The organism is Burkholderia sp. MSMB617WGS, assembly GCF_001532025.2.
GTDB classification, from domain to species: Bacteria; Pseudomonadota; Gammaproteobacteria; order Burkholderiales; family Burkholderiaceae; genus Burkholderia; species Burkholderia savannae.
Genome location: NZ_CP013457.1, coordinates 3693333 through 3718919 on the forward strand (window position 1 = coordinate 3693333; position 25587 = coordinate 3718919).

Annotated in this window: 23 protein-coding genes; 7 read left to right on the plus strand and 16 right to left on the minus strand. The window is 69.9% G+C overall.

Annotated features, from left to right (window positions below):
- Positions 1 to 84: 84 nt before the first annotated feature.
- On the minus strand, positions 85 to 1296 hold the full coding sequence (locus WT60_RS18105; protein ID WP_060355170.1) for an acyl-CoA dehydrogenase family protein: 1212 nt from the start codon (positions 1294 to 1296) through the stop codon (positions 85 to 87).
- Positions 1297 to 1347: 51 nt separating this feature from the next.
- The gene (locus WT60_RS18110) at positions 1348 to 3474 is read right to left on the minus strand and encodes a 3-hydroxyacyl-CoA dehydrogenase NAD-binding domain-containing protein (protein WP_060355169.1); all 2127 of its coding nucleotides are present in this window, start codon (positions 3472 to 3474) and stop codon (positions 1348 to 1350) included.
- 158 nt (positions 3475 to 3632) lie between these two features.
- Here WT60_RS18110 and WT60_RS18115 point away from each other — a divergent pair, with 158 nt between their 5' ends.
- Together WT60_RS18115 and ggt are read left to right on the plus strand one after the other, a co-directional pair.
- Positions 3633 to 4535: a LysR family transcriptional regulator gene (locus WT60_RS18115; protein ID WP_059644206.1), complete on the plus strand. Its 903-nt coding sequence runs from the start codon at positions 3633 to 3635 to the stop codon at positions 4533 to 4535.
- A gap of 156 nt (positions 4536 to 4691) precedes the next feature.
- Entirely contained in the window at positions 4692 to 6581 is a 1890-nt protein-coding gene (ggt, locus tag WT60_RS18120) for a gamma-glutamyltransferase (protein ID WP_060355168.1), read from the plus strand.
- A gap of 412 nt (positions 6582 to 6993) precedes the next feature.
- On the opposite strand, the gene WT60_RS18125 is transcribed toward ggt, so the two are convergent.
- Positions 6994 to 7905, minus strand: coding sequence for a LysR family transcriptional regulator (locus WT60_RS18125; protein ID WP_059584344.1), 912 nt, complete (start codon positions 7903 to 7905; stop codon positions 6994 to 6996).
- 103 nt (positions 7906 to 8008) lie between these two features.
- Here WT60_RS18125 and WT60_RS18130 point away from each other — a divergent pair, with 103 nt between their 5' ends.
- On the plus strand, positions 8009 to 8998 hold the full coding sequence (locus tag WT60_RS18130; protein ID WP_059670176.1) for a zinc-dependent alcohol dehydrogenase family protein: 990 nt from the start codon (positions 8009 to 8011) through the stop codon (positions 8996 to 8998).
- A 493-nt stretch (positions 8999 to 9491) separates the two neighbouring features.
- On the opposite strand, the gene lipA is transcribed toward WT60_RS18130, so the two are convergent.
- From lipA to WT60_RS18150, 3 genes are all read right to left on the minus strand, one after another.
- Complete coding sequence (gene lipA, locus WT60_RS18140; RefSeq protein WP_059584340.1) at positions 9492 to 10481, minus strand: lipoyl synthase; 990 nt, start codon at positions 10479 to 10481, stop codon at positions 9492 to 9494.
- The gene (gene lipB, locus WT60_RS18145) at positions 10474 to 11247 is read right to left on the minus strand and encodes a lipoyl(octanoyl) transferase LipB (RefSeq protein WP_052145227.1); all 774 of its coding nucleotides are present in this window, start codon (positions 11245 to 11247) and stop codon (positions 10474 to 10476) included. Before lipB ends, lipA begins: the two co-directional genes overlap by 8 nt.
- 86 nt (positions 11248 to 11333) lie before the next feature.
- The gene (locus WT60_RS18150; RefSeq protein WP_038755298.1) at positions 11334 to 11660 is read right to left on the minus strand and encodes a DUF2917 domain-containing protein; all 327 of its coding nucleotides are present in this window, start codon (positions 11658 to 11660) and stop codon (positions 11334 to 11336) included.
- A gap of 101 nt (positions 11661 to 11761) precedes the next feature.
- Between WT60_RS18150 and WT60_RS18155 the strand changes: the two genes are divergently transcribed.
- Positions 11762 to 12727, plus strand: coding sequence for a transcriptional regulator GcvA (locus tag WT60_RS18155; RefSeq protein ID WP_038755299.1), 966 nt, complete (start codon positions 11762 to 11764; stop codon positions 12725 to 12727).
- Positions 12728 to 12737: 10 nt separating this feature from the next.
- Here WT60_RS18155 and WT60_RS18160 read toward each other — a convergent pair whose 3' ends face one another.
- The 3 genes from WT60_RS18160 to WT60_RS18170 form a co-directional block, all read right to left on the minus strand.
- Positions 12738 to 13046 (minus strand): YbeD family protein, encoded by a 309-nt coding sequence (locus tag WT60_RS18160; RefSeq protein ID WP_009893214.1) that lies wholly within the window; start codon positions 13044 to 13046, stop codon positions 12738 to 12740.
- A gap of 30 nt (positions 13047 to 13076) precedes the next feature.
- Positions 13077 to 13988, minus strand: coding sequence for a D-amino acid aminotransferase (locus tag WT60_RS18165; RefSeq protein WP_038755300.1), 912 nt, complete (start codon positions 13986 to 13988; stop codon positions 13077 to 13079).
- 86 nt (positions 13989 to 14074) lie between these two features.
- Positions 14075 to 15385 (minus strand): D-alanyl-D-alanine carboxypeptidase family protein, encoded by a 1311-nt coding sequence (locus WT60_RS18170; RefSeq protein WP_038755301.1) that lies wholly within the window; start codon positions 15383 to 15385, stop codon positions 14075 to 14077.
- A gap of 25 nt (positions 15386 to 15410) precedes the next feature.
- Here WT60_RS18170 and WT60_RS34540 point away from each other — a divergent pair, with 25 nt between their 5' ends.
- Positions 15411 to 15668 (plus strand): hypothetical protein, encoded by a 258-nt coding sequence (locus tag WT60_RS34540; protein ID WP_226377160.1) that lies wholly within the window; start codon positions 15411 to 15413, stop codon positions 15666 to 15668.
- A gap of 99 nt (positions 15669 to 15767) precedes the next feature.
- Here the strand turns inward: WT60_RS34540 and WT60_RS18180 are convergent, their stop codons facing one another.
- From WT60_RS18180 to WT60_RS18210, 7 genes are all read right to left on the minus strand, one after another.
- On the minus strand, positions 15768 to 16412 hold the full coding sequence (locus tag WT60_RS18180; RefSeq protein ID WP_038755302.1) for an alpha/beta hydrolase: 645 nt from the start codon (positions 16410 to 16412) through the stop codon (positions 15768 to 15770).
- Between the two features lie 35 nt (positions 16413 to 16447).
- Positions 16448 to 16765: an NAD(P)H-dependent oxidoreductase subunit E gene (locus WT60_RS18185; RefSeq protein ID WP_060355176.1), complete on the minus strand. Its 318-nt coding sequence runs from the start codon at positions 16763 to 16765 to the stop codon at positions 16448 to 16450.
- A gap of 91 nt (positions 16766 to 16856) precedes the next feature.
- On the minus strand, positions 16857 to 18068 hold the full coding sequence (locus WT60_RS18190; protein ID WP_063889487.1) for a VanZ family protein: 1212 nt from the start codon (positions 18066 to 18068) through the stop codon (positions 16857 to 16859).
- Positions 18069 to 18099: 31 nt separating this feature from the next.
- Positions 18100 to 18738, minus strand: coding sequence for an ABC-type transport auxiliary lipoprotein family protein (locus WT60_RS18195; RefSeq protein WP_038755310.1), 639 nt, complete (start codon positions 18736 to 18738; stop codon positions 18100 to 18102).
- A gap of 18 nt (positions 18739 to 18756) precedes the next feature.
- Positions 18757 to 19686, minus strand: a complete 930-nt coding sequence (locus tag WT60_RS18200; protein ID WP_060355167.1) for an MlaD family protein — start codon at positions 19684 to 19686, stop codon at positions 18757 to 18759.
- A gap of 23 nt (positions 19687 to 19709) precedes the next feature.
- Positions 19710 to 20552 carry an ATP-binding cassette domain-containing protein gene (locus WT60_RS18205; RefSeq protein ID WP_060355166.1) on the minus strand — a complete coding sequence of 281 codons (843 nt, stop codon included), beginning with the start codon at positions 20550 to 20552 and terminating at the stop codon, positions 19710 to 19712.
- Positions 20549 to 21673 carry an ABC transporter permease gene (locus WT60_RS18210; RefSeq protein WP_038755306.1) on the minus strand — a complete coding sequence of 375 codons (1125 nt, stop codon included), beginning with the start codon at positions 21671 to 21673 and terminating at the stop codon, positions 20549 to 20551. The genes WT60_RS18205 and WT60_RS18210 overlap by 4 nt, the downstream gene beginning before the upstream one ends.
- Positions 21674 to 21984: 311 nt before the next feature.
- On the opposite strand from WT60_RS18210, the gene WT60_RS18215 reads away from it, so the two are divergent.
- Positions 21985 to 24048, plus strand: a complete 2064-nt coding sequence (locus WT60_RS18215; RefSeq protein ID WP_060355165.1) for a bifunctional 2',3'-cyclic-nucleotide 2'-phosphodiesterase/3'-nucleotidase — start codon at positions 21985 to 21987, stop codon at positions 24046 to 24048.
- Between the two features lie 385 nt (positions 24049 to 24433).
- Positions 24434 to 25321, plus strand: coding sequence for a tetratricopeptide repeat protein (locus WT60_RS18220; RefSeq protein ID WP_060355164.1), 888 nt, complete (start codon positions 24434 to 24436; stop codon positions 25319 to 25321).
- Positions 25322 to 25587 lie beyond the last annotated feature (266 nt).

Here is a 25587-nt window from a genome sequence, read left to right on the forward strand (position 1 = left end):
AGCGCTTCAGCGCTTACCCTGGTCCCATGCAAAGCTGTCGGCCAGGGTTGGCGCTTCAGCGCTTACCCTGGTCCCATGCAAAGCTCAAAGCCCGAGAATCATCTTCGAGACGATGTTCTTCTGGATTTCGTTCGACCCGCCGAAGATCGACAGCTTGCGATTGTTGAAGTACTGCGCCGCCGCGCTCGCCGCTTCGGGCAGGCCGCCCGGCGGCTCGCCGTCGTAGTCGGCGTCGAGCGCCGCGTCGACGAACGGCTGCGCGTACGGCCCCATCGCGCGCCGCAACAGCGACGAAATCTCCTGCCGGATCTGCGTGCCGCGGATCTTCAGCATCGAGCTCTCCGCGCCCGGCGCGCCGCCGCCCGCGACGGCCGCGAGCACGCGCAGGTTCGTCGTCTTCATGTTCTCGAGCTCGATCTCGACGCGCGCGAGCCGCGCGGCGAAGAGCGGATCGTCGGCGAGCGGCCGGCCGTTCTTCTTCACCTTCGCCGCGACCGCGCGCAGCTTTTCCAGCGCCGCGACCGAGAAGCCGATGCCCGCGATGTTGGTGCGCTCGTACGTGAGCAGGTATTTCGCGTAGGTCCAGCCCTTGTTTTCTTCGCCGACGAGGTTCTCGGCGGGCACGCGCACGTCGGTGAGGAACACTTCGTTCACTTCATGCTCGCCGTCGAGCGTGACGATCGGGCGGACTTCGACGCCGGGCGAATTCATGTCGACGAGCAGGAAGCTGATGCCTTCCTGCTTGCGCACGTCGGTCGCGGTGCGCACGAGGCAGAAGATCATGTTCGCGTAGTGGCCGAGCGTCGTCCACGTCTTCTGGCCGTTCACGACGTAGTGATCGCCCTGCGCGTCGACACCCCGCACCGCGCTCGTCGCGACCGCCGCGAGATCGGAGCCCGCGCCCGGTTCCGAATAGCCCTGGCACCACCAGTCGGTGCCGTCGAGGATGCGCGGCAGCCAGCGGCGCTTCTGCGCTTCGCTGCCGTACTTGATGAGCACGGGGCCGAGCATGTTCACGCCGAACGGCACGATGCGCGGCGCGCCCGCGAGCGCGCACTCGTTGTCGAACAGGAACTTCTGCGCGACGCTCCAGCCGGGGCCGCCCCACTCGCGCGGCCAGTGGCTCGCGAGCCAGCCCTGCGCGTTGAGCGTCGCGTGCCATTCGCGCATGTCGTCGCGCGTGAGCCGCAAGCCGCCCTTCACCTTGCGCGAGATGCGCGGCGGCAGCTTGTCGGCGAGAAAGCGCTGCACCTGCGCGCGAAACGCTTCCTCTTCTGCGGTGAAATTCAGATCCATGTGACGTCGTTCTCGAGTGCGGGATAGGCGATCGCCGATTGACGATCGGCGTCAGTCGATGCGGTTCAGGCTCGCGAAGGTCTCGCCGCGCGCGACGAGATCGACGAGAAGCGGCGACGGCTTCCAGAAGACCGGGTCCTCGCTCGCGAACGCGCGGATGTCGGCGAGCACGTTCGCGAGGCCTACCGTGTCCGCGTAATGCATCGGGCCGCCGCGATGGCGCGGGAAGCCGTAGCCGTGCAGGAACACCGCGTCGACGTCGAGCGGGCGCAGCGCGATCTTCTCGTGCACGACGTTCGCGCCTTCGTTGATCATCGCGGCGAGATAGCGGCGCACGATTTCATCGTCGGCGAACGCACGCGGCGTCACGCCCTTCTTCGCGCGCTCGCCGGCGATGATCGCCTCGACGTCCGGGTCCGGCGCGCCGACGCGCGCGCCGTCCGGATACAGGTAGTAGCCGCGGCCCGTCTTCTGGCCGAACCAGCCGCGCTCGCACAGGCGGTCCGCGATCTCGACGTAGCGCAGCCGCGGATCGCGCGTCGGCGCGCGGCGCTTGCGGGTCGCCCAGCCGATATCGCCGCCCGCCAGATCGACGACCTGGTACGGCCCCATCGGGAAGCCGAATTCGCGGATCGCGCGATCGATCTGATACGGCGACGCACCGTCTTCCATCATGTAATCGGCGGCCGTCCGGTACACGGCGAGCACGCGGTTGCCGATGAAGCCGTCGCACACGCCCGCGCGCACCGGGATCTTCTTCAGCTTCTTCGCGAGCTCGAACGCGGTCGCGACGACGTCCGCGCTCACCTTCGCCGGCACCACCACCTCGAGCAGCCTCATGATGTTCGCGGGCGAGAAGAAATGCAGGCCGATCACGTCGGACGCGCGCTCGACGCTCGCGGCGATTTCGTCGATGTCGAGATACGACGTGTTCGTCGCGAGCACGGCGCCCGGCTTGCACGCGCGCGCGAGCGCCGCGAACACGGCCTTCTTCACCGCCATGTCCTCGAACACCGCTTCGATCACGACGTCGGCCTGCGCGAGCGCGTCGTACGACGTGCCGCCCTTGAAGCGCGCGAGGCGCGCGGCCTGCGCGGCGGGCGTCATCCGGCCCTTCGCGACGAGGCCCGCGTAGACCTTCTCGACGTGCGCGCGGCCGCGCTCGAGCGACGCTTCGTCGCGCTCGATCATCGTGACGGGCAAGCCCGCGTCGAGCGCCGCGACCGCGATGCCCGCGCCCATCGTGCCGCCGCCGACGACGCCGATCCGCTCGATCGCGCGCGGCGCGCCGCGGCGCGTCTCCGGCGATTTCGCCGCCTCGCGCTCCGCGAAGAACGCATGCACGAGCCCCGCGCGCTGCGGGCTGTCGAGGCATTCGAGAAACAGCTTGCGCTCGGTGCGCAAGCCTTCGTCGAACGGTTGCGCGAGCGCCGCGGCGACCGCTTCGACGATCTTCGCCGGCGAGAACAGCCCGCGCGGCTTCTTCGCGACGTCGGCGCGCGCGGCGTCGAGCGCCGCTTCGGCCGCCGTGCGATCGGCGAGCCCTTGCGCGTCGCGCGTGCGACGCACGGGCGCACCCGCCGCGAGCAGTTCCTGGACGTACGCGAGCCCTTCGGCGAGCGTGTCGTCGCTGCGCGCGAGCCGATCGACGAGGCCGAGCGTGAGCGCCTCCTCGGCCGACGCGTGCCGCCCGCTCAGCATCAGGTCGAGCGCGGCCTGCGCGCCGATCAGGCGCGGCGTGCGCTGCGTGCCGCCCGCGCCCGGCAGCAGCCCGAGCTGCACTTCCGGCAGGCCGAGCTTCGCGCCCGGCACGGCGATCCGGTAATGCGCGGCGAGCGCGATCTCGAGACCGCCGCCGAGCGTCGCGCCGTGCAGCGCGACGACGACCGGCTTGCCGCTCGTCTCGATCCGGTTGCACACGTCGGGCAGCAGCGGCGGCACGGGCGGCTTGCCGAACTCGCGGATGTCCGCGCCGGCGATGAAGTTGCGTCCGGCCCCGACGATCAGCACCGCGCCGACGGCCGCCTCGGCGTCGGCCGCGTCGAGCGCGTCGACGAGGCCGCGCCGCACGTCGGCGGACAGCGCGTTGACGGGCGGATGGTCGATCGTGACGACGAGCACCTTGTCGCGCCGCTCGCGCATGACGGTGCCGGTTGCGTGGGATGCCTGCTGATTCATGTGTCTCGCTCCGTACGGAAAGCGCGCGTTCGCTTCATCGCGGAAGGCGCGGGGTTTGCCACGATTCTCGATTGATCGAGATTGATTGACAATTCCATCACTCTTTAACAACCTGTCAAGCCGGTTTTGACAATGAATTTCGACACACGGGCACGGCGATGGATCTGAATGCGCTTACGCTGCTCGTCGACATCCTCGACGCGGGCAACCTCAGCAAGGCGGCGCAGCGGCTCAAGATGAGCCGCGCGAACGTCAGCTACCGGCTCAATCAGCTGGAGAAATCGATCGGGCTGCAGCTCGTGCGGCGCACGACGCGGCGCATCGAGCCGACCGAGATCGGGCTGCGCCTGTACGAGCACGGGCGGCGAATCCAGAACGAGCTGTTCGCCGCGCGCGAGGCGGTGACGACGCTCGGCCAGGAACTGCAGGGGCGCGTGCGGCTATCAGTGCCGAGCGGCTACGGGCAGCTCGTGATGTCGAACTGGCTGATCGCGTTCAAGCGGCTCTATCCGGGGATCGTGCTCGACGTCGTGTTCGAGAACCGCGTCGAGGATCTGATGCGCGACGAAGTCGACATCGCCGTGCGCGTGATGTCCGAGCCGCCGCAAAACCTCGTCGCGCGCGACATGGGCGCGGTGCGCTACGTCGCGTGCGCGTCGCCCGGCTTCGCCGCGACGCACGGGATGCCGACCGAGCTCGATCAGCTGTTCGACGCGCCCGTCATCACGGCGACGGTGGTCGGCCGGCAATTGCGCGTCGCCGCGTATCTCGGCGACGAGCGGCACGAGGTGCTGCTCGAGCCGACGCTCATCTCCGAGAACTTCCTGTTCCTGCGCCAGGCGATCCTGGCCGGGCTCGGCGTCGGGATCGTGCCGGACTACGTCGTCCACGACGACGTGCGGCGCGGCGCGGTCGTGACGACCCTCGATGCATACCGGCTCAGCATCTTCGGCACGCACATGTACATGCTGTACATGCCGAACCGGCATCACACGCGCGCTGCCTCGACGTTCATCGATTTCATGCTCGACGAGGCGAGAAACGCCGGGCGCGGCGCATGACGCGCCGCCCTTTTCCGACGCCCGCCCCCTAGGGTTTGTTGTCGGATGACAAGCCGCTTCCGACGCGGCGACAATACCCCGCCCGCGCGGCGGCGCACGGGCGTTCGTATTTGCTGCTGCCGTCTGACGCCGTCCTTCCTTCGCACCGAGGTATTCATGACCGACCGGATTCGCCCGCGCTCGACCAGCCCGTGGGCGGGCGCGCTCGCCGCCGCCCTCCTCGCCGTCACCGCCGGCTGCGCGAACGCGCCCGGCTCGGGCGCGCGAAACGCCGCCGCCTCGGCCGCGCCGGCGTCGGCAACGGCTGAGGCTTCAGCGACGTCGGCCGCGGAATCGCCGGCCTCGCCCGCCGAGCTCTCGAGCTGGGTCGACAAGCCGGGCTGGACCGCGCAGCGCGACATGATCGCGGCCGCGCATCCGCTCGCCGCGCAGGCGGGCCAGGAGATGCTGAAGGCGGGCGGCACGGCCGTCGATGCGGCGATCGCCGCGCAGATGGTGCTGATGCTCGTCGAGCCGCAAGCGTCGGGCATCTGCGGCGGCGCGTTCCTGCTGCACGCGGACGGCAAGAAGGTCGAGGCGTACGACGGCCGCGAGACCGCGCCCGCCGCCGCGACCGATCGACTCTTTTACGACGCGAACGGCAAGCCGCTGCCGCGCGCGGCGCTCGGCGCGCGCGCGGTCGGCGCGCCGGGCGTGCTGCGCATGCTCGAGCTCGCGCACCGCGCGCACGGCAAGCTGCCGTGGCGGCGCTTGTTCCAGCCCGCGATCCGGCTCGCCGAACAAGGCTTTCCGCTCGGCCCGCGGCTTGCGACGGCGCTCGCGAACGATCCGTCGCTCGCGAGCGATCCGGCCGCGCGCGCGGTCTTCTACGACAAGAACGGCGCGCCGAAGCCGGCCGGCGCGACGCTGAAGAACCCCCAGCTCGCGGCGACGCTCAAGCTCGTCGCCGCGCACGGCGCGAACGCGTTCTACACGGGCGCGATCGCACGCGACATCGTCGCGAAGGTGCGCCAGGCGCCGAATCCGGGCGTGCTGAGCGTGCAGGATCTTGCGCAATATCGCGCGAAAGTGCGCGAGCCGCTGTGCGCCGACTATCGCAAGTGGACCGTGTGCGGAATGCCGCCGCCGTCGGCGGGCGGGCTCGTCGTCGCGCAGATGCTCGGCCTGCTCGAGGCCCAGCCGGACTGGCGGCAGATCGGCGCGCAGAAGCCCGTGCGCAACGCGACGGGCGTCGAGCCGACGCCGTTCGCCGCGCATCTGTTCAGCGAGGCGGGGCGCCTCGCGTACGCGGATCGCGCGCAGTACGTCGCCGATCCGGATTTCGTCGCGCCGCCGGGCGGCAGCTGGAAGAGCCTCGTCGAGCGGCGCTACGTCGCCGAGCGCGCGCGCCTGATCGGCGATGCGAGCCTCGGCGGCGTGAGCGCCGGCTCGCCGTCCGGCCTGCCGCCCGCGTCGGCCGCCGATCGCGGCGCGGAGCCGGCGTCGGGATCGCAGATCACGGTCGTCGACCGCTACGGCAACGCGGTGTCGATGACGTCGACCCTCGACGCGCGCTTCGGCTCGCGGCTGATGGTGCGCGGCTTCCTGCTCAACAGCCAGTTGCTCGACTTCTCGCCCGTATCGGCCGAGCACGGCAAGCCGGTCGCGAACCGCGTGCAGCCGGGCAAGCGCGCGCGCTCGACGCTCGCGCCCGAGCTCGTGTTCGAGAAAGGCTCGCGGCGGCTGATGATGGCGCTCGGCTCGGCGGGCGGCGCGTCGACCGCGAACGATGTCGCGAAGACGCTCGTCGGCATGATCGATTGGGGCATGACGATGCAGCAGGCGATCGCGCTGCCGAACTTCGGCTCGCGCAACGGGCCGACCGAGCTCGAGAAGGGACGCGTGTCCGACGCGCTCGCCGACGCGCTGAAGGAGCGCGGACACGACGTGCGCGTGGTCGAGCTGGGGTCGAGCCTGCAGGGAATCCAGCGGATCAATGTCGAGGGGCAGTCGGTGTGGTTCGGCGGTTCAGATCCGCGGCGCGACGGGGTGGTCGCGGGGGATTGAGCGCTTGACGGCGCTTCGAGCCGTGGTCGGGGCGCTCGTGCGCCGCGCCGTGCCGCATGCGGCTGCGGCCGGAGCCGCGCGGCGCGTCGGGGCCACAGCGCTGGCCCGGCTCGCCGTAACGATGGGCGGGCGGCCCGGCCGGTTGCCCGTTGGCCGTCCAATCAGCGATCGCAGTCGTCCGGTGAATCGTCCGGTGAATCGTCCGGTGAATCGTCCGGTGAATCGTCCGGTGAATCGTCCGGTGAATCGTCCGGTGAATCGTCCGGTGAATCGTCCGGTGAATCGTCCGGTGAATCGTCCGGTGAATCGTCCGGTGAATCGCCCGTCGGAACGCAGCCATCATGCCGCCCCACCGTCTCGCATCGCGGCGTCGCGATACCACGCCGCCCCGCCCCTCCGATGCCTCAACCGCTCACGGCCGCCCGTCGCCCGGCGCGCCGCCGAACGTCGCGATCACGTAGTCGATGAAGCTTCGCAGCTTCGGCGTCGGCCGCCGGTCCGGCGAATACAGCAGGTGGATCGGCCGCGCGGGCGGCTCGTAGCCCGGCAGCAGCCGCACGAGCCGCCCCGCAGCGAGATCGTCGCCGACGAGCTCGGTGGGCTGCAGGATGATGCCGAGCCCGTCGAGCGCGGCCATCCGCAGCGCCGCGCCGTTGTTGACCGCGAGCCGGCTCCTCACGCGCACCGCCTGCTGCCCGTGCGCGCTCTCGAACGGCCATTCGAGCGCCGCCGGCTGCCCCGAATACGAAAACCCGAGGCATTCGTGCGCAGCCAGATCGGCGGGCTCGGCCGGCGTGCCGTGCTCGGCCAGGTACGCGGGCGACGCGCACAGCACGAGCCGGTACGGCGCGAGCGGCCGCGCGATCAGCCTCGAATCGGCGAGCGGCGCGATGCGGATCACCGCGTCGTAGCCCTCGTCGACGACGTCGACGACGCGATCGCTCAGCGTGAGATCGACCTGCACCTCGGGATACGCGCGCATGTACACCGCGAGCATCGGCATCAGGCAATGCACGCCGAAGCTGATCGGCGCGTTGATGCGCAACGTGCCGCGCGGCGCGGCCATCAGGTTCGCGGCGAGCGCGTCGACGGCCTGCGCTTCGGCCAGCACCGCGCGGCTGCGCTCGTAGAACGCGCGGCCGGCTTCGGTCAGGCTCTGGCGGCGCGTCGTGCGATTGATGAGCCGCATCCCGTAATGGGTCTCGAGAAAGCGCACGTGCTTGCCGACCATCTGCGACGACAGGCCGAGCGACTCGCCCGCCGCCGCGAACGATCCCGTTTCCGCGGCCTTCACGAACACCGCCATGCTGGTGAGTCGATCCATGATTCGAAACCATTCGTTTCAATAGCTGATTCGACTATACGATTTATCGTCGAATCGGCGCGAATTATAGTGGCCTCACCGATTTTTCTCATGGAGATCCGACATGGCACGCATCGTACGCATCCATCAGACCGGCGGGCCCGACGTCCTGCGCTTCGACGAAATCGAGCCGGCGCCGCCGGGACCGGGCGAAATCGCGCTGCAGGTGAAGGCGCTCGGCCTGAACCGCGCCGAGTCGATGTTCCGCTCGGGGCACTACGTCGAGGCGCCGGTCTTTCCGGCGCGGCTCGGCTACGAGGCGGCGGGCGTCGTCAGCGCCGTCGGCTCCGGCGTGACGGGCTTCGCGGTCGGCGACGCGGTCAGCATCGTGCCGCCGCTGTCGATCACGCGCTGGGGCACGTACGGCGAAGTCGCGACGGTGCCCGCCGACCTGGCCGTCAAGCATCCCGCATCGCTCGGCTGGACCGAGGCGGCCGCCGTGTGGATGCAGTACGTGACCGCGTGGGGCGCGCTGATCGACCTCGCGCAGATCAAGCGCGGCGATGCGGTCGTCATCACCGCGGCGTCGAGCAGCGTCGGGCTCGCGGCGATCCAGATCGCGCGGATGGCCGGCGCGGTCGCGATCGCGACGACGCGCACCAACGCGAAGGCGCAGGCGCTGCGCGAGTTCGGCGCCGACCACGTGATCGTCACGCAGCGCGAGGATCTCGCCGCGCGCGTGCGCGAGATCACGGGCGGCGCGGGTGCGCGGGTCGCGTTCGATCCGGTCACGGGCCCGATGCTGCCGCAACTGGCCGACGCGCTCGCGTACGGCGGCATCGTGATCGAATACGGCGCGCTCGCCGCCGAGCAGGCGCCCTTCCCGCTGTTCGCCGTGCTCGGCAAGATGCTGAGCGTGCACGGTTACCAGTACAAGCGCGTTGTCGGCGACCCGGCGAAGCTCGACGCCGCGAAGCGCTTCGTGCTTGACGGGCTCGCGTCGGGCGCGCTCAAGCCGGTGATCGACCGCGTGTTCCCGCTCGACCGGATCGCCGACGCGCACCGCTATCTGGAATCGAACGAGCAGTTCGGCAAGATCGTCGTCGCGGTGTGACGGCGCCGAGCGTGCGTTGATGCTTCGTCAGGCGAAGCGGCGGTGGTGCGCGGTGCGCGGTGTGCGGTGTGCGGTGTGCGGTGCGCGGTGTGCGGTGCGCGGTGCGCGGTGTGCGGTACGCGGTGCGCTGCGAGCGGCGTGCGACCTGTCGGCCGTTCCTCGTGCGCCGTCGACTTCGGACGCGAACGCTCGTCAACCGTGCATGCACACCACGCGCGCCGCTCACCATTCGCACCGCTGGCCGTCACGCCTCATCGGCGGCGCGCACGGGCTGCGTCGCGCACCCGCCCGACGCGAACCGCCGTTCGAACCGTGCGGCGACGAACGCGCGCACCCCATGCAATCGCCAGTCGGCGGTTGGCGGTCGGCGGTCGGCGGTCGGCGGTCGGCAATCGCGCAAGCATAAAAAAACCCGCAGCCTTCGCCGCGGGTTTTCTTCATCCGGCCGCCGAACCACCGTCACTCGGTGCGGCGGCCCGCCAGCCCGCCGGGATCAAACCACCCCGGCGCCATGCGCCTGCAGATCGGCGTGATAGCTCGAGCGCACCATCGCGCCGACGGCCGCGTGCGTGAAGCCCATCTTGTACGCCTCTTCCTCGTACATCTTGAACGTGTCCGGATGCACGTACTCGCGCACCGGCAGGTGGTGATCGGACGGCTGCAGGTACTGGCCGATCGTCAGCATGTCGACGTCGTGCGCGCGCAGGTCGCGCATCACCTGCAGGATCTCGTCGGCCGTCTCGCCGAGGCCGACCATCAGGCCCGACTTCGTCGCGACGTCCGGATGCAGCGCCTTGAAATCCTTCAGGAGCTTCAGCGAATGCGCATAGTCCGAGCCGGGGCGCGCTTCCTTGTACAGGCGCGGCACCGTTTCGAGGTTGTGGTTCATCACGTCGGGCGGCGCGGCGTTCAGGATCGCGAGCGCGCGGTCGAGGCGGCCGCGGAAGTCCGGCGTCAGGATTTCGATGCGCGTTTGCGGCGACTGCTCGCGCACCTCGCGGATGCACTCGACGAAGTGGCCGGCGCCGCCGTCGCGCAGGTCGTCGCGGTCGACGCTCGTGATCACGACGTACTTGAGCTTGAGCGCGGCGATCGTGCGCGCGAGGTTCTTCGGCTCGTCGGCGTCGAGCGGATCGGGCCGGCCGTGGCCGACGTCGCAGAACGGGCAGCGGCGCGTGCACTTGTCGCCCATGATCATGAACGTCGCGGTGCCCTTGCCGAAGCACTCGCCGATGTTCGGGCAGCTCGCTTCCTCGCACACGGTATGCAGGTTGTGCTCGCGCAGGATCGTCTTGATCTCGGAAAAGCGCGAGCTGCCGGTAGCCGCCTTCACGCGGATCCAGTCGGGCTTCTTGAGCTTCTCGATCGGGACGATCTTGATCGGAATGCGCGCGGTCTTCGCCTGCGCCTTCTGCTTGGCGGTCGGATCGTATGCGGATGCGGCCGGTTCGGCGGGTGCGGGAGTAGCGGTAAGGTCAGTCATTCGATTGTTCCAGTGCCTGCTGCGGCGATGCGGCGGCCGCGGTTGCGCCGTCGAGGTTGGCGATCAGACGGCGCACGAGCGTCCGTGAGACTTCGTGCCAGTCGGCGGTCGCGCCGAGGCTCGCCATGTCGACCGTTTCGAGCCCCGCGTAGCCGCACGGGTTGATCGCGAGAAACGGGCGCAGATCCATCTTCACGTTCACGCTCAGCCCGTGATAGCTGCAGCCGTTGCGAATCTTGAGGCCGAGCGCGGCGATCTTCGCGCCCCGATGCGGCCCCGATTCCACGTAGATCCCGGGCGCGCCGGCCCTGCGGACCGACGCGAGATTATACGCCGCGAGCGTCTCGATCACGGCCTCCTCGATCCGCGTGACGAGGGTGCGCACCATCAGCTTGCGCCGCCTCAAATCGACGAGCAGATAAGCGACGATTTGCCCCGGGCCGTGGTAGGTGATCTGTCCGCCGCGGTCGACCTTCACGAGCGGCACGCCGCTGTCGGCGACGAGCAGGTGCGCGGGGTTGCCGGCCTGGCCGAGCGTGTAGACGGGCGGATGCTCGACGACCCAGATTTCGTCGTCGGTGTCCGGCGTGCGCGCGTCGGTGAACGAGCGCATCGCGTCGAAGCACGCTTCGTACGGCGTCTCGCCGAGCCAGCGGACCGTGACGGGCAGCGCGGACGATGGGCGGGCGCAGGCAGACGCGGCGGCGTCGGGCGCGGGGGGGGCGTCGGAGGCGGGAGGCACGATGGAAACCGGCGAGGCTGACATGGGCGGTAGTTTACCGAAAACCCATGCCCCTCGCCGGTGCCCGATTGAGACCGGCCGCGCGGCGGCGCGCGCCGGGCGGAGAATGCTCAGACCGTGCGCCACCCGTCGCGAAAGAGCGCGGCGAACCGCGCCGCGAGCCGCAACAGGCCGGACACGGCTGCCTGCTGCGGCGGCACGGCGATCGAGAACGACACGCACGCGCTCGCCGCGCCGTCGGCGCTCAGCCACAGGCGCTCGCCGCGCCGCAGCTTCAGCGTCTCGCCCGGAGACAGGAAATAATCGGCGATGTCGTTGCTGCGCGTCGCCCACACGGGCGCGCCGCGCACCGCAAGCCGCGTGCTGCGCGCGACCTTCATCGACACCGTTTCGCCGGGCTGGATCTCGAACGTGATGCTTGAAGAAATCTCTCTCATGACAGCCTCCGCCAAAAATGCTCCAGTGGCTACAATCGTAGTGTGCATAAGGCTTTGCACAAAACGATCGATTTTCACGTGCTTGTGAGAAAAACTAACCGATGAGCGTCCGTCAACTGCCGATGCTGAACGCGCTGCGCGTGTTCGAAGCCGCCGCGCGGCACGAGAGCTTCTCGCGCGCGGCCGACGAGCTGTCCGTCACGCACGGCGCGGTCAGCCACCAGATGCGCGCGCTCGAAGCGGAGCTCGGCGTGCCATTGTTCGCGCGGCACGGCAAGCGGCTCACGCTGACGGACGCGGGCGGCCGCTACGCGCAGCAGGTGCGCGCCGCGCTGACGCTCCTCGCCGACGCGACCCGCGACATCCGCGCGACCGACCGCGACAAGCGGCTCATCGTGTCGACGCTGCCGTCGTTCGCCGCGCGCTGGATCACGCCGCGGATCGGCCCGTTCATCGAGCGGCATCCGGAAATCGATCTCGAATTGCGGGCGAGCGATGCGCTTGTCGACTTCGCGCGCGACGACGTCGACGTCGCGATCCGCTTCGGCTACGGCGTCTATCCGGGGCTGTACGTCGAGCCGCTCCTCGACGAGACGTTTTTTCCCGTCTGCGCGCCGGCGCTCAACGGCGGCGTGCTGCCCGAGACGCCCGCCGATCTCGTGCGCTACCCGCTGCTGCGCTCGGACGACGAGCTGTGGCGGCCGTGGTTCGACGCGGCGGGCCTCGACACGCTGACGGAGCCGAAGCGCGGCGTGCTGTATCAGGATTCGTCGAATCTGCTGCAAGCGGCGATCGACGGCCAGGGCATCGCGCTCGTGCGGCGCTCGCTCGCGGTGCCGGAGGTGGCGGCGGGAAGGATCGTGCGGCTGTTCGACATCGCGGGGCCGAGCCCGTGGCACTACTTCTTCGTGTGCCCGCCGTCGCTCGCGCAAACGCCGCGCGTGCAGGCGTTCCGGACGTGGCTGCTGGAGGAAATCGCGCGCTTCAAGGTGCTGTGCGCGACGCAGGAGGCGCAGCACGCGGCGGCCTACGCGGCCGCGCGTGCGCAAAGAAGGGAAAGGGACTAGCGGCCGGCCGTCACAGGACGACCTTCACCATCGGGTGGCCCGTCAGCGCGCGGTAGATGTTGTCGAGCTGCTCCTGGCTCGTCGCGCGCACGGTGATCGTGAGGCCCGTGTAGTTGCCGCCGCTCGACGCGCGCTCCTCGATCTTCTCGAGATCGATCTCGTTATCGTGGACGCTCACGACCTTGAAGATCGTGTCCTTGAACTCCGGATGCGCGCGGCCCATCACCTTGATCGGGAAGTCGCACGGAAATTCGAGCAGCGTTTCCTTGGGCGTCGCGATTTCGCCCGTCAGCTCGACGGTCTTGTTCGGTTCGGTCATGTCGTTCTCCACGCGTCGGCGGCGGCCCGCTCAGACGCTTTCCATCTCGCGCGCCTTCGCGCGCTGGTACGCGGCGTACAGCGCCTCGAACACCGGCCCCGGCCGGCCGCCCTGCACGGGCAGATCGTCGAGCAGGGTCACGGGCAGGATTTCCTTCGTCGCCGACGTGAGCAGGATCTCGTCGGCCGCGCGCAGCTCCGCCTCGTTGATGTCGCGCGCGACGAAGCGTATCCCGCATTCGTCGGCGAGCTCCTCGACGAGCGAGTAGCGAATCCCTTCGAGGATCTTGTTGCTGCGCGGCGGCGCGATCAGCTCGCCGTTCTTCACGATCCACACGTTCGACGACGAGCCTTCCGTCACGTTGCCGTCGCGCAGCTGGATCGTCTCGATCGCGTCGTGCTCCGCCGCATGCTGCGCCATCAGCACGTTGCCGAGCAGCGACACCGATTTGATGTCGCAATGCAGCCACCGGCGGTCCTCGGCCGTCACGCAGCGCACGCCCTGCGCGCGCTGCGCGTCGGTCGGCAGCGCGAGCGGGCTCACCATCGCGAACACCGTCGGCACCGCGTTCGCCGGAAACGCGTGGCCGCGCTTCGCGACGCCGCGCGTCACCTGAATGTAGACGATCGCGTGCTGGCCGTCGCCGAGCGCCGCCGCGTTCGCGTCGACGAGCTGCGCGACGAGCGCGCGCCAGCCCGCCTCGTCGTGCGGATCGGCGATGCCGATCTTCTTCAGGCTGCGCGCGAGCCGCGCGAGATGCTGCGCGATCCGGAACGGCGCGCGGCGCGCGCCGTCCGCGTAGATCGGCACGACTTCGTACACGCCGTCGCCGAAGATGAAGCCGCGGTCGAGCACCGGCACGCGCGCTTCGGCGAGCGGCACCAGCGCTTCCTGCGATGCGATGCTCAGATAGACGATCGGTTCGATGTCGGCTTGACTCATGACGTTCAACGGCGGTGGAAATCGTGACGAAGGGCAAGGGTTGCCTGCGGGCCGGGTTCGCCCCGGCCCGCAGGCATGCGGACAGCTTACTTCTTTTTGCTGAACATCAGCAGGATCGAATCCCAGATGCGGCCGAAGAGGCCCGCTTCCGGCACCGGCTGCAGCGCGACGACCGGGAATTCCGCGACCGTCTTGCCGTCGGCGACGAGCTTCACCGAGCCGACCGCCTGGCCGTCCGCGAGCGGCGCGATGAGCGGCGCGTTCAGCGCGACTTCCGGCTTCACCTTGTCCGCCAGGCCGCGCGGCACGGTGATGAACTGATCCTTCTTCACGCCGACCTGCACGTTGTTGCTCTTGCCCTTGTAGACGCGCGGCGTGTCAATCGGCTGGCCGGCCTTGTACAGGCGCACCGAATCGAACGCGGTGTAGCCGTAGTTCAGCATCTTCATGCTGTCCTGCACGCGGTCGCTTTCCTTCGTCTCGCCCATCATCACGGTGACGAGGCGGCGCGTCGCGTCGGCCGCGCCCGGCAGCGAGCGCTTCGCCGACGCGATCAGGCAGTAGCCCGCCGCCTGCGTGTGGCCGGTCTTCAGGCCGTCGACGGTCGGATCGAGCCACAGCAGGCGGTTGCGGTTCGGCTGCTTGATGTTGTTGTACGCGAATTCCTTCACCGAGAAGATGCTGTAGTAGTCGGGATAATCGCGGATCAGGTGCGTCGACAGCTTCGCGAGGTCGCCCGCCGTCGTGTAGTGGTTCGGGTCGGGCATCCCGTTCACGTCGGCGAAGTGCGTGTTCGCCATCCCGAGGCGCTGCGCCTCGGCGTTCATCATGTTGACGAACTGCGCCTCGCTGCCGCCGACGAGCTCGGCGAGCGCGATCGCGGCGTCGTTGCCCGACTGGATGATCATCCCGTAGACGAGGTCGTGCACGCTGACGGGCTTGTTCGCCTCGATGAACATCCGCGACTCGTCGCGGCCGACGCGGCGCACCGCCTCGCTCGGCGTGACGATCTGCTCCATCGTGATCTTCTTCGCGTCGAGCGCCTCGAACACGAGGTACGCCGTCATCAGCTTGGTGAGCGACGCCGGCTCGACGCGCTCGTCGGCGTTGCCCGATGCGAGCACCTGATTGCTCGACGCGTCGACGAGCACCCACGAGCGCGCGTTCACGCCGGGCGGCGGCACCGCGCCCGGCACGTACGTGGCGGGCGCGCCCGTCGGCGCGGCGGCGGGCGCGGCGGCCGCGTGCTTCGCCTTCGCGGCGGGCTTGGCCTGCGCGACGGCGATCGTCGACACGAGCGCGGCGGGCAGCACGACGCCGAGCGCGACGTTACGCGCGGCGACGGCAATGGCGGTGGAGGAAGCGAGTGACGTGAGGCCGAGGGAAGACAGACGCATATCGATTCAGGCTGATGGCAGAAATGTGCAGCGCGCACGGGGCGCGCGGTTGAAAGGCCGGGCGGCGGCGTTCCTGCGGCATTTCTGGGAAGGAAGGCTCGCGAAACGCGCCGATTGGACAGGCGGCGGCGCAATCGGTTCGCAGAGCGAAAAGCGGCGCGGCGGCCTGCACGGCGCATCGGACGTCCGTGCGGACGGGCCGACGCAAAACCCGGCCATTATACGGAAGTTCGCCGCGGCGCTTTTCGGGATTGGGGAGCTTGCCGCGCGGCGGGCGGTGTGATGCGGTTGCGCCGGGCCGGCCTATCGGGCGAGCGCCGGCCGGCTGACGGGCGATCGCCGCCGGCGCGAGCGACGATCGCGGCGCGCGTCAGCGTCAGCGTCAGCGCCACGCGCCGACGACGACGCGCTTCAGGATATGCAGCTTGCGATGGAAGAAATGCTCGGCGCCCGGAATCACGACGACGGGCAGCTCCTGCGGCCGCGCCCAATCATAGACCGACGCGATCGGCACCGTGTCGTCGTTCTCGCCGTGGATCACGATCGTATCCTCCGGCACGTCGGCGACCTGCCAGCGGCTCGCCGCCGTGCCGACGAACACCATCCGCTCGATCGCCTGTCCGGCGTCGCGCAGCCGCTTGCCGACGTGCGACAGCACGAACGTGCCGAACGAGAAGCCCGCGAGCACGATCGGCAGATCCGCGTGCCCGGGCAGCGCGCGCATGTGCGCGAGCACCGCGAGCAGATCGTCGACTTCGCCGACGCCGTCGTCGTGCTCGCCTTGCGTCGCGCCGACGCCGCGAAAATTCGAGCGGATCACCGCGTAATTCAACTGGACGAAGATGCGCGCGAGCGTCTGCGCGACCTTGTTGTCCATCGTGCCGCCGAAGAGCGGATGCGGATGCGCGACGAGCGCGATCCCGCGGGGCGCGGCCGAGCCGTCGCGCACGGCGTCGGGCAGGTCGATCGCGATCTCGATGTGGCCGACGGGGCCGGCGATCAGGGATTTCTGGGTGTAGGCGTTCATGCTGCTGCGTGCGGGGCGATTCGAAAAAACGGGGCTCAGATTCTCAGGCGCTCGACGACCTGGCCGTCGCGCAGATGCGATTCGACGATCTCGTCGATGTCGTTCTTGTCGACGTACGTGTACCAGGTGCCCTCCGGATAGACGACGACGACGGGGCCTTCCTCGCAGCGGTCGAGGCAGCCCGCCTTGTTGACGCGCACCTTGCCCGCGCCCGCGAGGCCGAGCTCCTTGACGCGCTTCTTCGCGTACTCCTGCATGTCCTGCGCGCCGCAGTTCGCGCAGCTCGGGCGCTCGGCGCCCTTTTCGCGCTGGTTCAGGCAGAAGAAGACGTGGTGTTGGTAGTAGGGTTCCATGATGTGGCTCATTGCGTGCGGGCGCCGCGTGAGCGACCGGCGTTATCGGACAGAAGCGATCGGACAGATTCGGCAGGCGAGTCGTGGCCGATTATAGCGACCGGCGCCGTTTGCCGCTGACGCCGCGCGCGGCGCGCGACGCGCGCCTCGCGAGCCACGCGCGTTCCGCGCGGCCGGCGAGCCAGACGAGCGCCGCATAGGGCCAAATCCACGCGAGCCAGCGCGCGATGCTGTTGAAGTGCACGTAGCGGCCCTGCTGCCAACCGGACAGCGCGAAATCGAAGAACGGATTGACGGGCAGCACGTTGACGAGCGCGAGCGCGACGGCGAGCGCCGCCGCGGCGAGCGACGCGCGCCACGCGCCCGGCAGCCGCAGCGCGACGAGCGCGGCGGCGAGCCCCGCCGCGATGCCGCGCAGCGCGCCGGGGCTCGCCCAGTCGAACACGAGGCCCGTGTGCGACTGCATGAAGGTCGCGGCCGCCTTCAGCGCGAGCGCGAACGCGGTGAAGCCGACGACGAGCCGCACGCGCGGCGCGCGCTCGCGCATCGCGAGCGACGCAACCGCGAGCGACGCGAACAGGCCGAGCGCGGCGAGCAGCGTTTCCCACGCGGAATCGGACAGCAGGCCGTCGAGCCGGTCCGGCCACGCGGGCAGATTCCAAGCGTTCGGCGCCCATGCGAGGAGCGCGCCGCGCATCGACACGTCGGCGCTCTCCCAGAGCTCGCTCGGCCAATCGCCGATGCCGAACAGGAACGGCGACGGAAACAGGATCGCGCCTGCCCACAGCGCGGCGAGAAAGAGCGGCGTCGACGCATCGCGCTCGAACCACGCGAAGCGCACGCGCCGCACGGCGCCGCGCTCGATCAGCGCGGTCGCGGCGGGCGCGGCCGCCGCCGCGCCGACGAGCGCGCCGAGCGCATTCGCCGCGAGATCGAGGTTCGACGACACGCGCGTCGGCAGATAGGTCTGCAACGCCTCCATCGCGCCCGACAGCAGCGCGCCCGACAGCATCGCGACGAGCACGGCCGGCACGCCGCGCAGCGGATAGAGCGCGAGCACCGCGAGCGCGCCGAACGGCAGATAGCCGATCACGTTGGTGACGACGTCGAACGCGGTCAGATAGCGCGGCAGCGGCGCGAGCAGATAGTCGAACGGGCCGATGCCGAGCGAGCGCCAGCCCGTGAACGGATAGAGCGACGCATAGACGACGAGCGCCGCGTAGACGGCGAACGCCTGACGCGCGAGCGTCGAATGGCGGCGCTGCCGGCGCGCGGCGGGGGTCATCTCGGCGGCGCCGCGCACGGCGCGGCAAGCGCGGCGTGCGCGGCGGCGTTCATGGCGCGGCGGCGTACGCCTGGACGCCGAGCCACGCGACGAGCTGCGCGACGAGATCGTCGCTCGCCGCGGCAAGCGCCTGCGCGCCGCCCGCCGCATCCGGCGTGCTCGCCGGCGCGCGCGACACGAACGTGCGCTGGCCGAGCACCCGGCCTTCCTGCGTGAGCGTCGCGCGCGCGGTGACGGCCGCGTGGCTCTCCGAGCGGCCGTCGAACACCTGCTCGAACTCGGACAGCTCGACCTTCAGCACGGGCGCGCGCACGCTGTCCTCGCCCTCGAGCACCGCGCCGCGCCGCGACAGCGCGCCGCGCAGCCGCTGCGTCAGCAGTTGCGCGGGCGGCGCCGTCCATTTGCTGTCGCGGTAGACGGCGATCCGCTGCGCGTCCGAATACGCGAGCCGATAGACGAAGCGCTCCGAGTTGAGCGCGTCGGGCGCGCTCACGTCGAGCACCTTGAGCGCGGGCGCCGTGCCCGCCGTCGCGGCCGGCTGCGCCGGACCGAGATCGTAGCGGATGTTCGAGAGCGCGGCGGGCGTTCCCGCGCAGCCGCTCAGGCTCGCGATCGCGAGCGCCGCGGCGAGCGCGAGCGCCGGGCGGCCGCGGCGGAGGAAAAAACCTGACGTGTAGTGTGCGTGCATCGCGAATTCCAAGAAAACTTACTGGGCGGGCGCGGCGCCCGGCCACATGAATCCCGGCTCGCCCGGACCGGGCTCGGCCGCCGGCGTGCCGAACAGCAGGCTGCGCGGATTGCGGCCGACGTCGCCCGCGACATCCTTCAGCGTGCGCGATGCGTCGCCGACGTTCGTCGCGAGCGCGTTGAAGCGCGGCAGCGTGTCGTAGCGCACGCGCGCGCTCAGCTCGGCGAGCGTGTCGTTCATCGACACGAGCGCCTGCCCCGCGCGGTTCAGGTTCGCGACGAGCGGCCCGCCCGGCGCGACGAGCGCGTTCGCCGATTCGAGCGCGTGGTTCACGTGCGCCATCGTCTGCGGCATTTGCGCGAGCGCGGGCTCGACCTGCTTCGACAATTGGGTGACGCCGTCGGCCGCGTGCTGCATGCTCGCCGCGGTCGCCTTCAACTGGTCGCGCATCTCGGGCGACAGCATCTCGTTGACGCTCTTCGCGGCGATCTCCATCTGCTTGAGCAGCACGTCGCCGCGCTGCTGGAGCTGGTCGAACAGACTCGGGCGCATCGGAATCTGCGCGACCGTCTTCGCCGACGTCGGCAGCGGCGCCTGATCGGCGCCCGTGTCGTCGAGCTGCACGAACGCGATGCCCGTCACGCCCTGGAAGCCGAGGCTGCCGAACGTCGAGCGCGTGATCGGCGCATTCGTGTCGACGAGAATGCGGATCACGATCTCGCCCGGATGCCCGCGGTCGAAGTTGATCGACTGCACCTTGCCGACGTCGAGCCCGCGATAGCGGACGGCCGCGTCGGGAAAGAGCCCGGTCACGCTCGAGCGCGACACGAGATCGTAAGGCACGCGCACCGTCCGATCGACGTTGAACCAATAGACCGCCCCGACGATCGCGAGCAGCAGCCCGATCGTGAAGAGGCCGGCCCAGAACGCGTGTGATTTGTTTTCCATGCTGGGGTTCCCTCGTGTTCGTACTAAAGCTCGACGTCCGAAGGCGCCGGTTCGAGCGCCGCCTTCGGCAGGCGCGCGCGCCGCGCGGGCGGCAGCGCCTGCAGCGCGCGGCGTCCGCGCCGGCCGAGAAAGTATTCGCGGATGAACGGATGATCGACGCCCGCCGCGTCTTCGACGGGCGCGGCGACGAGCACCTTGCGCTCCGCGATCACCGCGACGCGCGTCGACAGCGCGACCATCGTATCGAGATCGTGCGTGACCATCACGACGGTCAGGCCGAGCGTGCGATGCAGCGTCGCGATCAGCTCGACGAACTCGTCGGACGCGCCGGGATCGAGCCCCGCCGTCGGCTCGTCGAGGAACAGCAGCTCGGGCTCGAGCGCGATCGCGCGCGCGATCCCGACCCGCTTGACCATCCCGCCCGACAGCGCGGCCGGCATCTTCGACGCGTGCTTGCACGGCAGCCCAACCATCTCGAGCTTGAGCATCACGATGTCGTGCAGCAGATCCTCCGGCACGCGGCCGAGCTCGCGCAGCGGCTGCGCGACGTTGTCGAACACGGTCAGCGACGAGAACAGCGCGCCGTGCTGGAACAGCATGCCCGAGCGGCTGCGCATCACGCGCGCGGTGTCGGCGTCGATCTTCGACGTGTCCTGGCCGAACACCTCGATCGTGCCGGAGCTCGGCCGCTCGAGGCCGAGGATCTGCCGCACGAGCGTCGTCTTGCCCGAGCCCGAGCCGCCGACGATCGACACGATCTCGCCCGCGCGCACGTCGAAATCCAGATGCTCGTGGACGACGTTGCGCCCGTAGCGCTTCGTCAGGTCGCGCACCTCGATCACGAAATCGCCGTCACGCGCGTTCATCCGAGCCCCACGTTCTGGAAGAGGATCGCGAACACCGCATCGGCGAGGATCACGACCGTGATCGACGTGACGACGGAAGTCGTCGTCCCTTCGCCGAGGCTCTGCGAATTCGCCTTGATCCGGAAGCCGAAGTGGCACGCGACGAGCGCGATCAGCATCCCGAACACGACGCCCTTGCCGAGCCCGATGAACACGTTCGCGATCGGCACGACGGACGGCAGCGAGCGCACGAAGAAGTTCAGGTCGATGCCGAGCACGAACTTCGCGGCGAGCGCGCCGCCCGCGAGCGCGATGATGTTGGTCCACATCACGAGCAGCGGCATCGCGACGCCGAGCGCGAGCACGCGCGGCAGCGTGATCCGCAGGCCGTGCGGAATGCCCATCACGCGCATCGCGTCGAGCTCCTCCGTCACGCGCATCACGCCGATCTGCGCGGTGATCGCGGAGCCCGAGCGGCCCGCGACGAGGATCGCCGACAGCACCGGCCCGAGCTCGCGAATCACCGAGAGGCCGAGGATGTTGACGATGTAGCGGTTCGCGCCGAAGAGCTGCAGCTGCTGCGCGGACAGATACGACAGCACGATGCCGATCAGGAACGCGACGAGCGCCGTGATCGGCAGCGCCTTCGCGCCCGCCGCGTAGACGTTCGCGGAGATCTCGGTCCACGGCATCGTGCGCGGCCGGCGCAGCACCGACAGCAGATCGACGATCAGGCCGCCGAGCAGCGCGATGCCGCCGTACAGGTGTTCGCCGAACGTGAAGAGGCCCTGGCCGAAGCGCGTGACCGGATCGATCCGCACGACGGGCTCGGGCGCCTCGCGGCTCTCGTCGAGCCGTTCGATGCGCTCGAACACGGTCCGCTGATTGTCGGTGAGCGCGATCCCGGCGGGCAGCTTGCGGCCCCACACGCGCCAGAGCGCCTGGCCGCCGACGTGGTCGAGCCGGTCGACGCCGGACAGATCCCACGCGCCGACCGGCTCCTTCGCGAGCCGTGCGATGCGGCGCGCGACGTTGCCGCGGTCGCGCGCGAGCGCGAGCGCCGTCCACTGGCCGGACAGGCGCACGGTCGAACCTTGGCTGCCGGCATCGACCGACAGGCCGGGAGGTGTCTGGAAGTCCAAAGGGCGATTTCGCAAAACGGTGACAGAGGCCATTGTAGCGAACCGCTTCGCCGCGCGAAGTCTCGTTTCGCCCGCGCGCGCGGCGCGGCCGGGCGTCGCGCGCGCACGCGGCGCGCGGCCCGCGCCGGCCGCTCCCGCGCCGCGCAAGCTTCCGGTATGCTTTCCGCGCGCCTTCCGGTTGGCCGTCCAAGCGCTTTCATTCTTCGGTCACGTTTCCTTTCGATACTCTCACGCGCTGGATGCCAGGCCGCCGGCGCATGCGCCGCTCACGCCATCCCCGGCTCAACGGAAACAGAACAGGAACAATCCCGATGCCCTTCCCCTCGCGTTTTCGCCGGCGGCTCTCGGCCGCCGCCCTCGTCGCATGCGCGGCGCTCGTCGCCGGCTGCAACGATGACGTCGATTCGACGCCGCCCGCCTCGTCCGGCGCGCCCACGCCCGCCGGCGCGAAGGCCACGCTCGCCGTGCTCGAGACGACCGATCTGCACACGAACGTGCTGTCGTACGATTACTTCAAGCTCGCCGCCGACAAGTCGCTCGGCTTCGAACGCGTCGCGACGCTGATCGCGCAGGCGCGCGCGCAGTATCCGAACACGCTCCTCCTCGACAACGGCGACACGATCCAGGGCACGGCGCTCGCCGATTATCAGGCGCTCGTGAAACCCGTGCCGTGCGACAGCGCGCTCGCGATCTACAAGGTGATGAACGCGGCGAAATTCGACGGCGGCGGCATCGGCAATCACGAATTCAACTACGGGCTGCCGTACCTGTCGCAGGTGACGGGCAACACGTTCGCCGTCGACGGCCTGCCCGACCCGGCGCAGCAGAAGAAATGCGCGGGCCCGAACTTCCCGCAGGTGCTCGCGAACGTGATCAGCGCGAAGACGAACGCGCCGCTCTTCACGCCGTACACGATCCTCACGAAGACCGTCGCCGCGACGGCGCCGGACGGCCGCGCGATCACGGCGCCCGTGAAGATCGGCATCATCGGCTTCACGCCGCCCGCGATCATGAGCTGGGACAAGCGCTGGCTCGACGGCAAGGTCTACACGACGGGCCTGAAGGAAGCGGCCGAGAAGTACATCCCCGAAATGCGCGCGAAGGGCGCGGACCTCGTCGTCGCGATCTCGCACGGCGGCCTCGACAACTCGCCGTATTCGCCGACGATGGAAAACGGCAGCTGGTGGCTGTCCACCGTGCCCGGCATCGACGCGATGCTGATCGGCCACTCCCACCAGGTGTTCCCGGACGCGGCGAGCACGATCGCGCAGTTCAACCTGCCGGGCGTCGACAAGGCGAAGGGCACGGTCAACGGCGTGCCCACCGTGATGGCGAACTACTGGGGCAAGCATCTCGGCGTGATCAAGCTCGGCCTCGCATTCGACGGCAAGAAGTGGAGCGTCGACCCATCGCAGACGACCGTCGAGGCGCGCTCGATCCAGAATCCGGACAAGAGCTATGTCGACGCGGACCCGTCCGTCGCCGCGGCGATCGCGGCCGAGCATCAGGCGACGATCGATTACGTGAAGACGCCGATCGGCGGCACCGACTACCGGATGACCAGCTATTTCGCGGACGTCGGCGACCCGGGCGCGATCCAGATCGTCAACGAGGCGCAGGCCGACTACGTCGCGAGCTACGTCGCGGCGAACCTGCCGCAGTACGCGTCGCTGCCGGTGCTGTCGGTGAGCGCGCCGTTCAAGAGCGGCTTCGGCGGCGGCACGGACTTCACCGACGTCGCGGCGGGCGCGCTCGCGATCAACAACGCGGCCGATCTCTATCTGTACCCGAACACCGTCTACGCGGTGAAGGTGAGCGGCGCCGACATCAGGAACTGGCTCGAGACCGCGGCGAAGCGCTTCAACACGATCGATCCGACGAAGGCGACCGCGCAGAAGCTCGTGAGCAGCTTCCCCGGCTACAACTTCGACATGTTCACGTCCGCCGATCTGCGCTACGAGATCGACGTGACGCAGGCGGTGGGCAGCCGGATCAGGAACCTGACTTACAAAGGCGCGCCGATCGATCCGAACGCGCAGTTCATCGTCGCGACGAACAATTATCGCGCGAGCGGCGGCGGCAACTTCCCGGGCCTCGACGGCAGCAAGACGATCTTCGCGTCGCCCGACGCGAACCGCGACGTGCTGATCGCGTACATCAAGAAGCGCGGCCAGCTCACGCGCGCGGCCGACGGCATGCAGCGGAGCTGGCGCTTCACGAAGCTCGCGGGGTCGGTCGCGCACGTGCAGTTCGCGTCGGCGCCGAACCTCGTCGCGCTCGCGAACGCGGCAGGCGTCGCGGGCATCACGCAGATCGCGGCCGACGACGGCTCCGGCAAGGGACTCGCGACCTACGAGATTGATCTGACGCAATGACGAAGCGCGAGGGGCGGACCGGGACGGGCGCGAAGCAGCCGACGGCGGCCGCGATTCGCGCGACCGCGACCGCGACGCGCGAATCGTGCCGCTTGCGGCTCGCGGCTCAAAGTGTAAATGCGAAGTGCGAATGCGAAATGAGAAATGCGATGGCGATATGCGGTTCACATCGAGCGCCGCGCGATGCGCGCCATGCGCCGGTGCGTGCGAACCGGCCGCCTCGCCGCATCCGCTTCGCCATCTCGTTTTGCTCTCGTTTTGCTCTCTCGTTTTGCTCCCTCGTTTCGCTCACTCCGTCTCGCCGCGCCCGCACCGCCCGCGCCCCGCGCGCCCCTGGAGCGCCGGGCGCTGCCCCGCTCGCCAACCATGAAACCGACTCACTTCGATGATGAATGCAACCAAGAACCTGATCTCGACACGCGTCACGACGCCGCCCGGTGACGCGCCGCGCCCGTCGCCGCGGCAGCGCCTGCTGCGCGCGACGCTGTCGCCCGTCGGCATGCTCGCCGTCGCGGCGGCGCTGGCGGCGGGCGTCGCCGTGGCGGACCGGCTCGAACATCCGGCGCCCGGCGCGCAGTCCGTCACGCGCGCGCAGCTCGACGAATGGCGCGCGATGGTCGAACAGGCGGCCGAGCCGCGCGCGCTCGGCCGCCTTCGCGCGCTCGCGCGGCGCGGCTCGGCCGACGCGCAGTCGGCGCTCGGCCTCGCGCTCGTCGGCTCGCGCGATCTCGCGCTGCGCGACGAAGGCATGCGCTGGCTCGAAACGGCCGCGCGCGCGGCGCCGCTCGGCAGCGCGCCGACGAGCGCCGGCGTGCGCGACGCGCGCCTCGCGCTCGGCAAGGCATGGCTGCTCGGCACGGGCGGCGCCGCGCGCGACTACCCGCGCGCGCTTGCGATGCTGCGCCCGCTCGCCGCCGTGGGCGATCCGAACGCCGCGTACTACGTCGGCCTCATCTACCGCAGCGGCTACGGCACGCCCGCCGATCCCGCCGAGGCGGCCCGCTGGTTCGAGCTCTCGGCCCGCCACGACATACCGGCCGCGCAATTCATGCTCGCGAACGCGTACCGCGACGGCAGCGGCGTGCGCCGAGACGAGGCGCGCGCGCTCGCGCTGTACCGGCAGGCCGCCGACCGCGAGCTGCCGGAAGCGGTGCAAACGCTCGCGATCGCGTACCGCAACGGCGAACTCGGGCTGCCGCGCGACCCCGACGCGTTCCACGCGCAATGGATCGAGGCCGCGCACGCGCTCAAGCACCCGGCGCTCGCGCCTTGATCGAACGAATGCCTTGAACGGGCGCGGCGGCGGGCCACGGGAACCCGCCGTCGCGCGGATGCGGCGGATGCGCCTGCCGCCACGCGAACACGCGAACGCGCAAACACGCAGGCGCGCACGCGCGCTTTACGCCCCTCCGCCCAGCCGATCGCGCTGCCCGCCGCGCGAACTCCGCCCCCCAAAAAACGAAGCGATCGACGAATTCAAAAAGAGGCGCGCGAGACGATCGTGTACGAATACGCATGGCGGCCGAACCACGCATTTCG